The following is a 9435-nucleotide window of genomic DNA, read 5'->3' on the forward strand; positions in this document are numbered from 1 at the left end:
CGCCCGCGCGCGCCCCCGTGCGGCCCCACCAGGAATCCGGGCGGATCTTTGTGGGCTTCGGCGAATGACGCGCGGGTGCGCGGGAGGGCAGAGTCGTAGACGCCTCCCTGGCACGAAGGACCGGACCGCCCCAGCGGGATTGGCCGCCGCTGGGTCGGTCCCCGCCGGGGACGCGCCCTCGCCTCCCGGCCCGACCGAGCCCACGACCCAGGAGGCCGTCCCGCCTATGCCGAGCACCGCCGCCCCCACCCGCCGCCCGTGGCCCCTGCGCGCCACGGCCCGGGCGCTGCCGCCGGGACACCCCTTCGCGTGGTTGGACGGCGCCGCCCGCGCACGCGCCGAGGCCGGGCTGACGCGGCGCGCCACGCCACGGCCCGCGGCCGACGGCCTGCTGGACCTTGCGGGCAACGACTACCTCGGGCTGCTGCGCCACCCGGACGTGGTGGCCGCCGCCGGGGACGCCGCCCGCGTGTGGGGCGCGGGCGCGGGCGGATCGAGGCTGGTCACCGGGGACACCGGCCTGCACCGGGAACTGGAGCGCGAACTCGCCGACTTCCACGGCACGGAGTCCGCGCTGGTGTTCTCCTCCGGGTACGCGGCGAACCTGGCTATGGTCACCGCGCTGGCCGCGCCGGACGGCGGCGCCCCTCCCCTGCTGGTGTGCGACCGGCACAACCACGCCTCCCTCATCGACGCCACCCGGCTGGCCCGGGCCTCTGGGGCGCGCGTGGCCCTCTACGACCACGCCGACGCCGACCGGGCCGCCGAGGCGCTCGCGACCGCCGGGGGACGGGCCCTGCTGCTGAGCGACACCGTGTTCTCCGTGGACGGCGACCTCACCGACGCGGCCGCCCTGGCGCGCGCGGCCCGCGGGCACGGCGCCGCCCTGCTGCTGGACGACGCGCACGGCCTGGGCGTGGTGGGGCACGGCGGGAGCGGGACGGCGACCGCCGCCGGACTGCGCGGCGCGGACGACGTCGCGGTGTCGGTGACCCTGTCCAAGTCGCTGGGCTCCCAGGGCGGCGCGGTGCTGGGCTCGCACCGGGTGGTCCGCCACCTGACCGAGACCGCGCGCACGTTCGTCTTCGACACCGGCCTGGCTCCGGCCTCGGCGGGCGCGGCCCTGGCCGCGCTGCGCGTGCTGCGCGCCCAGCCCTGGTTGGCCGACGCGGTACGCGACCGCGCGCGGCGGCTGGCGGAGGGGCTGCGCGGGCGCGGGCTGCCCGCGAGCACCCCGGACGCCGCCGTGGTGTCGGTGCTGGCGCCCTCCCCCGAGGCCGCTCTGGCCTGGCGCGACGCCTGTCTGGCCGCGGGCGTGCGCGTGGGCTGCTTCCGCCCGCCCTCGGTCCCCGACGGCCGGTCCCGGCTGCGGCTGACCGCCCGGGCGACGCTGGGCGGGGCCGACCTCGACCGGGTCGTGGACGTCATCGCGGCGAACCGTCCCGGATAGTCTTGCGGAGGTGACGACAGTCCGCCGGGACCCGGGGAGGCGATAGCGGCCGTGTCAGCACGTGGTGAGGGCCCCGAGGCGCCGGAGCCGGTCCCCGCGGACCCCTGCGGCGAGGACGCGAACGGCACCGGCGGTCCGGCGGACACCGCTGGATCCGACGACGGCGCGACCGGCGCGGAACCGGGCGGCACCGGCGGCTCGGACGGCGGCGCCGGTTCCGGTGACGGGGCCGGCGACGGCGGCGGGGACGACTCCGGCGGGGACGGGCGCCCGCGCCGACGGCGTCGGCGGTCCCGGGTGGCGATCGCCGTCTCGGTCACGCTGATCCTGGTCATGGTGGCCGTCCTGGCGCTGCCCGCCACCCGCGAGGGCCTGGTCGCCCTGTGGTGCGAGACCACCGACGGCGTGTGCCCGGCCGAGGAGCTCCCCCCGATCACCGAGGAGGAGCAGACCGACTGGCGGGTCCGGATGGAGCCGGAGGAGGCCGCGCTGTGGGGCAACTACGTGGCCCTGGGCGACTCCTACTCCTCCGGTGACGGCGCGGGCGACTACGCCCCCGACACCGCCGAGGCGGGCGGCTGCTGGCGTTCGGAGAACGCCTACCCCCGGGTGGTCGCCGAGGAGTTCGACTTCACCGGTTCGCTGGCCTTCTACGCGTGCAGCAGCCACAAGGGCTCGGAGATGATCGAGCAGATCGGCACCTCCGAGTCGCAGATCGACCGGGTCACCGAGAACACGTCCCTGGTGACCCTGGGCATCGGCGGCAACGACCTGGGCTTCATCCCCGTCCTGCGCACCTGCATGGTGCGGATGCCGCTCCTGGAGAGCAGCGTCTGCGTCGAGCAGGAGGAGGAGGTCGACAGGCGGATGAGGACCTTCGAGGAGACCCTGACCGAGATCCTCGGGGAGGTCCGCGACCGCGCGCCCGACGCCCGCGTCCTGGTGCTGGGCTACCCGCGGCTGTTCCCGGAGGACCCCCCGGGCATGTACTACACGCTGACCAGGAGCGACCAGCTGTGGCTGAACGGTCTGGCCGAGCGGTTCAACGAACTCATCCGCGACACGGTCTACCGGGTGGACGGCGACGTCTACGGCGGGCGCGAGACCGGCAGCGTGGAGTACGTGAACACCTTCTCCGCCCTGACCGGGCACGAGGTGAGCGCCGACGCGGCCTGGCTGAACGGGATCGTGCTCGGGCAGCTGGGCGAGGGCCTGCGCGTGGACCGGGCGAGCTTCCACCCCACCGCCCAGGGGCAGCTGTCCATCGCCGAGCGGGTGCGGCTGCAGATCGTCGAGGGCCCCGAGCGGGAGGTCTACGTGGCCCGGGAGACCCTGGACAAGGTCGATCCCGAGCAGCTGAGGTCGGAACTGGGCGGTCCGCTGGACCCGGAGTTCGCCACCGAGCCGCCCGGCAACGAGGCCGACGCCCCCTGACCCGGGGGGGCGTCGGCCCCGCGTCGCCGCTACCGGCCCGCCTGGAGCTCCTTGATCACCTCGGCGAAGCGGTCCAGACCCCAGTTGAGGTCCTCCTCGCTGATCACCAGGGGCGGCGACATCCGCACGGTCGAGCCGTGGGTGTCCTTGACCAGGACCCCGTGGTCGGCGAGGCGCTCGCACAGCTCCCGGCCCGAGGCCAGCGACGGGTCGACGTCGATGCCCGCCCACAGCCCGATGCTGCGCGCGGACACCACCCCGTCGCCGACGAACTCCTTGAGGCGGCGCTTGAGCACCTCGCCCAGACGGCGTGTGTTCTCCAGGTAGGGCCCCTCGGTGAGCATCCGCACGACCGTGCTCCCGACCGCCCCGGCCAGCGGGTTGCCGCCGAACGTGCTGCCGTGCTGGCCGGGCTGGATGACGCCGAGCACGTCCTCGTCGGCGACCATCGCCGACACCGGCAGGATGCCGCCGCCCAGCGCCTTGCCGAACAGGTAGGCGTCGGGGACCACCCCGCTGTGCTCGCAGGCCCGGATCGTCCCGGTGCGGCCCAGGCCCGACTGCACCTCGTCGGCGATGAACAGCACCCGCTCGCGGTCGCAGATCTCCCTGACCCGGGGCAGGAAGTCCGCCGGCGGCACGATCACCCCCGCCTCGCCCTGCACGGGCTCGATGAGGACCGCCGCGGTCGTGGAGTCGATGGCGGCCTCGACGGCCTCGGCGTCACCGTAGGGCACGGACCGGAAACCCGGCGTGTAGGGCCCGAAACCCGTCCTGGCCTCCGGATCCGACGAGAAGGAGACGATGGTGGTGGTGCGGCCGTGGAAGTTGGCGCCCGCCACGACGATGGTCGCCTCGTTCTCGGGCACGCCCTTGACCTCGTAGGCCCACTTGCGGGCCACCTTGATGCCGGTCTCCACCGCCTCGGCGCCGGTGTTCATCGGCAGGACCTTCTCCTTGCCGACCATGTCGGCGAGGGCGCTGACCCACGGGCCGAACTGGTCGTTGTAGAAGGCCCGGCTCGTGAGGGTCACCCGGTCGATCTGCCGGTGCGCCGCCGCGAGCAGGTCGGGGTTGTGGTGGCCGAAGTTCATGGCGGAGTACCCGGCCAGGCAGTCCAGGTACCTTCTGCCCTCGACGTCGGTCACCCAGGCGCCACGGCCCTCGGCGATCACGACGGGAAGGGGTGAGTAGTTGTGCGCCGACCGCGCGCGTGCGAGCGCGATGTGGTCCGCGCCGGAGAGTGCCTCTCCACCGGGGTTCCCGGCGGAGTCCCGCTGTCCCAGGTTCTGGGTGTTGCCCATCTAGCCGCTCCGATCACCATTGACCGATGTCAGACAGTTGATACCCACCGTCGGGCCGGATCGCGCCCCTTCGGCGGGGGTCCCCAAGAGTTGAGCAGATGATCCGGTGAGCCCACAAGGGGTGGGGGAGATCACAGCTGGGGGGCGATGCCCGAAAACCCGTCCGCGAAACGCCGCGCACACCCTCTGAGCGGGGTCGTCACATCCATGGTGACCTGCGATAACGCCCCTGGTGACGCGCTCCACAGCCCCGACGGCGGTCGAGCCCTCCCCCGAGGGGTACGGTCGCACCAACAGCCACTCAGCCGCCGCGAGCCCCGAGCCGTGGACGGCCCCGTCGACCGTGCCCGGGAGGTCAGGCGTGCCCACCTCCGCGTCCCCGGACGCCCCCTTCTCCCTCTCCCGCCTGTTCGCGGCGGTCGCCGAGGCCGTGCCCGACCGGACCGCCCTGGTCGCCGGTCCCCGGCGGCTCACCTACCGCGCCCTGCACGAGCGCTCGCTGCGGCTGGCCCGCCACCTGGTCGGCGCGGGCGTGCGCCCCGGCGAGCACGTCGCCGTCCTGGCGTTCAACCGCGCCGAGTGGGTGGAGTCCTTCCTGGGAATCCTGCGCGCGGGAGCGGTCCCGGTCAACGTCAACTACCGCTACGTCGCGGGAGAGCTGCGCCACGTCCTGGCCGACTCGCACGCGGTCGCGCTGATCGCGGAGGACTCGCTGGCCGGGGCGGTGGCCACGGTCCGCTCCGACCTGCCCCGGCTGCGCCACGTCCTGCTCGTCGCGGACGGCTCCGCGCGCGGGACGCGGGGCCGCGACTACGAGGAGGCGCTGGCCTCGGCGCCCGACGACGCGGCCCTGCCCCCGACCAGCGGCGAGGACCACTACCTGCTCTACACCGGCGGCACGACGGGCTACCCCAAGGGCGTGCTGTGGCGGCAGGCGGACATCTTCCGCGCGGCCCTGGAGCGCCGCGCTCCGGGCACGCCCAGCGCCCGGACCCCGCAGGAGGTGGCCGAGCGCGCCGCGCGCTGCTTCGAGCAGCGCATGCTGGTCCTCGGCCCGCTCATGCACGCGGCCGGGCAGTGGAACGCGCTGAGCATGCTGCTGTGCGGCAAGCGGGTGGTGCTGTCCACCGACCGCAGCTTCCGCCCGGACCGGGTGCTGGAGACGGCGCACCGGGAGGGCGTGCACGTGCTCCAGCTGGTGGGCGACGCCATGGCCCGCCCGCTGGCCCGCCACCTGCTCACCGAACCGGGGCTGTGCCCTGATCTGGCCTCGATCCGCTCCGGCGGCACCCCGCTCACCCCGGCGGTGCGCGCGCTGTGGCACGCCTGGCGCGAGGACGTGACCCTCTCCGACGCCTACGGTGGCTCGGAGACGGGTGTGTGCGGGTCGGCGACCGGCGCAGAACCGGCCGGTCCGGCGGAGGCCCCGTCCGGGCCCGGCCCCTCGGGCAGCCGCAGCTTCACCATGGGCGGCAGCATCGCGGTGCTGGACGCGTCCCTGCGCCCGCTGCCCCCGGGTTCGCGGGAGGTGGGGCGGATCGCGCGCACCGGACGGATCCCGCTGGGCTACTACAACGACCCCCTGGCGACCGCGCGCACCTTCCCCACCGACGCCGAGGGGCGCCGATGGGCGCTGTCGGGCGACTTCGGGACCTGGGACGCCGACGGTTCGATCGCGCTGCTGGGACGCGGCAGCGCGGTGATCAACACCGCCGGGGAGAAGGTCTACCCCGAGGAGGTGGAGGCCGCGCTCAAGGCTCACCCCTCGGTGGAGGACGCCATCGTGGTGCCCTCGCCCGACGAGTACCTCGGGCAGCGGGTGACCGCGCTGGTCTCGCTGGCCGCGAACGCCCGTCTGGAGGAGGCCGAACTGCGCGCGTACTGCCGTGTGCGGCTGGCGGGGTTCAAGGTGCCGCGCACCGTGCACTTCGTGGACCGGGTGCGGCGTACGGCGGTCGGCAAGCAGGACTACCGGTGGGCGGCGTCGGTCACCGGGACCGGTGCGCCCGCTCCGGCCGTCCCGACCGTTTCCTGAGCCCGTTCCGGATCCCAGGACCCCCGCCGGGTTCCGCGACGGGCCCGGGGCCGGACTCCGGAACGGGAGCCTGACCGTGCCGGAGACGGCGCTCGCGGCCGGGCAGCCGGCCTCCTCGGCGGTCTGCTGCGGAACTCCGCACCCGGGCGGTACCGGACCCTTCATTTCGGGCACAGGGTCAATATGGACTTACCCAGCCGAAACAGGGGTTTCGCAGGCCGTCGGCCGCTCTGGACCCCCTCCGCCACCGCTAGACTGGCGTCGCCTGGTCCAAGGCCCCACGGTTTCCCCTCCCCCGCTCCGACCGGTTCGCACACTCCCGGCCGGGGCCGACCGGCCCACCCCGCCTCCGGTCGAGGCCGTGGACCGCGAGGACCACCTTTGACCCACCCCTCCACCCGTGCACACGGTGCGCGTGCGGTGACACCACTAGGACGGAGGACGGCGCGCTTCCCCGGGCCCCGCCCGAAGCGCTCCCAAGAACCCAGATGCCCAACTCAGTAGGCAGCTACATCTTCAACGCGGTGCGCGGCGGCGCCGTGGGCGCCTCGGAGGCCCTTCCCGGTATCAGCGGCGGCACGGTCGCCCTCATCGTCGGTCTCTACGACAAGCTCATCGGCGGCGCCGGCCACATGGTCAGCGGTGTCAGGCGCTACGTCACCGACGTCCCGCGCGGACGCGGGAGGGAGCGCGCCCAGGAGCAGTTCCGCCAGGTGGACTGGAGCGTGCTGGTCCCCGCGCTCGTCGGCATGGTGGCCTTCCTCGGCATGGCGGCCGTGGTCCTCGCCCCGCTGGTCGAGTCGCACACCCAGTACGCGTACGCGCTGTTCTTCGGCCTGGTCCTGGCCTGCCTGTGGATTCCCTACACCGGTGCGGGCCACAGGTGGCGGGCCTGGCACTACCTCGTCGCCCTGGTCTTCGCCGCGGGCGCGTTCTTCCTCACCGGCCTGCCCGGCGCCAACCTGCCCACCCACCCGGTCGTCGTCTTCCTCGCCGCGGCGGTGGCCGTCTGCGCCCTGGTGCTGCCAGGGCTGTCCGGATCCTTCATCCTGCTCACGCTGGGTCTGTACGAACCCACGATCAGCGCGGTCGGGGACATGGACATCGCCTACCTCTCGGTGTTCGCGCTCGGCATGCTCACGGGCCTGTCGCTGTTCGTGAAGCTGCTCCAGCACCTGCTGGAGAACTTCCACCACATGACCCTGGTGGTCCTCACCGGCCTCATGGCCGGTTCGCTGCGCGCCCTGTGGCCCTGGCAGGACGAGGACCGCACGTTCCTGGCCCCCACCGACGTCCCGGTGACAGTCGGCCTGATGGCGGTCGGCTTCGCGATCGTGGCGGCGGCCATCGTCTGGGAGCGCCGCAAGCGCCTCCACATGGAGGAAGCCGGACTCCACCGGACCCCCACCCACGTCTGAGAACGGGAACGACAACCGCATGACAACGAATCTGCTGATGACCGCGGCCTCGACGACGGACGTCGACGTCGCCCACGAGTACGAGGGGTTCATCGGGTGGGTCCTGAGCCTGATGACGACCCTGGGCGAACCCGGTGTCGGCGTGGCGCTGTTCATCGAGACCTTCTTCCCGCCGATGCCCAGTGAGGCGGTCCTGCCCGGCGCCGGGTTCCTCGCCTACGCCGGGCACATGAACGTGTGGCTCGCCATCCTGTGGGCGACGATCGGCTGCCTGGTCGGCGCGTGGGGCTTCTACGCGATCGGCGCGCTCCTGGGCCGCGAGCGCACGGCCTGGCTGGTCGAGAAGACCCCGCTGCTGGAGATCGAGGACTTCTACAAGGCCGAGCGCTTCTTCACCCGCTTCGGCGGCGTCGCCGTCCTGCTGGGCCGGTGCGTGCCCCTGGTCCGCAGCTTCATCTCGGTGCCCGCCGGGATCGAGCGGATGCCCCTGTTCAAGTTCTCGCTGTACACGGTCATCGGCTCGGCGGTGTGGAACACGATCTGGATCGGCCTCGGCTACGTCTTCGGCCCGGCCATCGAGCCCATCCTCGCCCAGTGGAGCGGCGTGATCAGCAACATCGTGGTCGTGATCATCGGCCTGCTGGTGCTGTGGTTCATCCTGGCCCGCGTCTACAAGCGCACCAGGGCCCGCCGGACCGAGGGCACCTCCGCCTGAGGCGCCTTTCCCCCGGGTTCCGTCCCCCGTGAAAACCCTCCAGGGGTCCGCCCGCGTACCCGGGCGGACCCCTTCGCGCTTGTGTGGGTATCCTGCCCGGAACGCACCACAGACACATAATGACCGGGGCCGCCGAGGCGGCTCCGGAGGCGCGGGGTGCCGGGACACGTTCCCGGCTGAGAGCACACCCGTCGAACCTGCCCTAGTTAGCACTAGCGAAGGAACGCCATGAGCGCGTACAACATCGTGTCCATCGCCGGCAGCGACCCCAGCGGGGGCGCGGGCGTCCAGGCCGACCTCAAGGCCTTCTCCGCGCACGGGACCTTCGGGATGACGGTGATCGCCGCGCTGACCGCCCAGTCCACGCTCGGCGTCACCGGGGTCCACCCGATCCCCGCGCGCTTCGTCGCCCACCAGATGGACACCCTCTTCGCCGACGCCGTCGTGCACGCGGTCAAGGTGGGCATGCTGGGCACCTCGGAGGTCACCGAGGCCGTGGCCGAGGCGATCGACCGCCACGCGCTGCCGAACGTGGTGGTGGACCCGGTGATGGTCGCCAAGAGCGGGGACCGGCTGCTGGAGGCCTCGGCCGTCGACGCGCTGCGCACCAAGCTCCTGCCCCGCGCGGACCTGGTCACCCCGAACCTGCCCGAGGCCGCGGACCTGCTGGAGGAGCCCGAGGCGACCGACCTGGCGTCCATGCGCGCCCAGGCCTGGCGGCTGCTGGAGCTGGGCCCGCGCCGGGTCCTGCTCAAGGGCGGCCACCTGCCCGGCGGGGAGAGCGTCGACGTCCTGGTCGCCCGGGACGCCGACCCGGTCGAGTTCCGCGCCCCGAGGGTGGTCACCCGCAACACGCACGGCACCGGGTGCACGCTGTCCTCCTCGATCGCGGCCCTGCTGCCGCAGCGGCCGGACGTGGCCGCCGCTGTGGGCGACGCCAAGGACTACCTGACCGAGGCCATCCGGCGCGCCGACGAGATCGACGCGGGCGGCGGGCAGGGCCCGGTGCACCACTTCCACGCCTGGTGGTAGCAGCGGCGTCCGGATGAGGGAACGCCGAGGGGGGACCGGCTCCGCGC

General features: G+C 73.6%; 7 protein-coding genes and 1 riboswitch. Of the genes, 6 read left to right on the top strand and 1 reads right to left on the bottom strand.

Annotated elements, in window-relative coordinates; all coding sequences use genetic code 11:
• The first annotated feature begins 226 nt into the window (after positions 1-226).
• Both DQW06_RS09790 and DQW06_RS09795 read left to right on the top strand, forming a co-directional pair.
• Positions 227-1450: an aminotransferase class I/II-fold pyridoxal phosphate-dependent enzyme gene (locus DQW06_RS09790; protein ID WP_117198320.1), complete on the top strand. Its 1224-nt coding sequence runs from the start codon at positions 227-229 to the stop codon at positions 1448-1450.
• Between the two features lie 51 nt (positions 1451-1501).
• Positions 1502-2884, top strand: a complete 1383-nt coding sequence (locus DQW06_RS09795; RefSeq protein WP_117198321.1) for an SGNH/GDSL hydrolase family protein — start codon at positions 1502-1504, stop codon at positions 2882-2884.
• Positions 2885-2913: 29 nt separating this feature from the next.
• On the opposite strand, the gene rocD is transcribed toward DQW06_RS09795, so the two are convergent.
• On the bottom strand, positions 2914-4188 hold the full coding sequence (gene rocD, locus DQW06_RS09800) for an ornithine--oxo-acid transaminase (RefSeq protein WP_013151663.1): 1275 nt from the start codon (positions 4186-4188) through the stop codon (positions 2914-2916).
• Between the two features lie 361 nt (positions 4189-4549).
• Here rocD and DQW06_RS09805 point away from each other — a divergent pair, with 361 nt between their 5' ends.
• The 4 genes from DQW06_RS09805 to thiD all read left to right on the top strand — a co-directional run bounded on the left by DQW06_RS09805 (position 4550) and on the right by thiD (position 9388).
• Positions 4550-6223, top strand: coding sequence for an acyl-CoA synthetase (locus DQW06_RS09805; RefSeq protein ID WP_013151662.1), 1674 nt, complete (start codon positions 4550-4552; stop codon positions 6221-6223).
• Positions 6224-6711: 488 nt separating this feature from the next.
• Entirely contained in the window at positions 6712-7641 is a 930-nt protein-coding gene (locus DQW06_RS09810; protein ID WP_117198322.1) for a DUF368 domain-containing protein, read from the top strand.
• A gap of 19 nt (positions 7642-7660) precedes the next feature.
• A complete protein-coding gene (locus tag DQW06_RS09815) occupies positions 7661-8356 on the top strand; it encodes a DedA family protein (protein ID WP_013151660.1) in 696 nt (231 codons plus the stop codon).
• A gap of 142 nt (positions 8357-8498) precedes the next feature.
• Positions 8499-8597: riboswitch (TPP riboswitch) on the top strand.
• Positions 8585-9388: a bifunctional hydroxymethylpyrimidine kinase/phosphomethylpyrimidine kinase gene (thiD, locus tag DQW06_RS09820; protein WP_013151659.1), complete on the top strand. Its 804-nt coding sequence runs from the start codon at positions 8585-8587 to the stop codon at positions 9386-9388. It overlaps the preceding riboswitch by 13 nt.
• Positions 9389-9435: the final 47 nt, after the last annotated feature.

This window comes from Nocardiopsis sp. TNDT3, from assembly GCF_003427465.1.
Classification (GTDB): domain Bacteria; phylum Actinomycetota; class Actinomycetes; order Streptosporangiales; family Streptosporangiaceae; genus Nocardiopsis; species Nocardiopsis dassonvillei.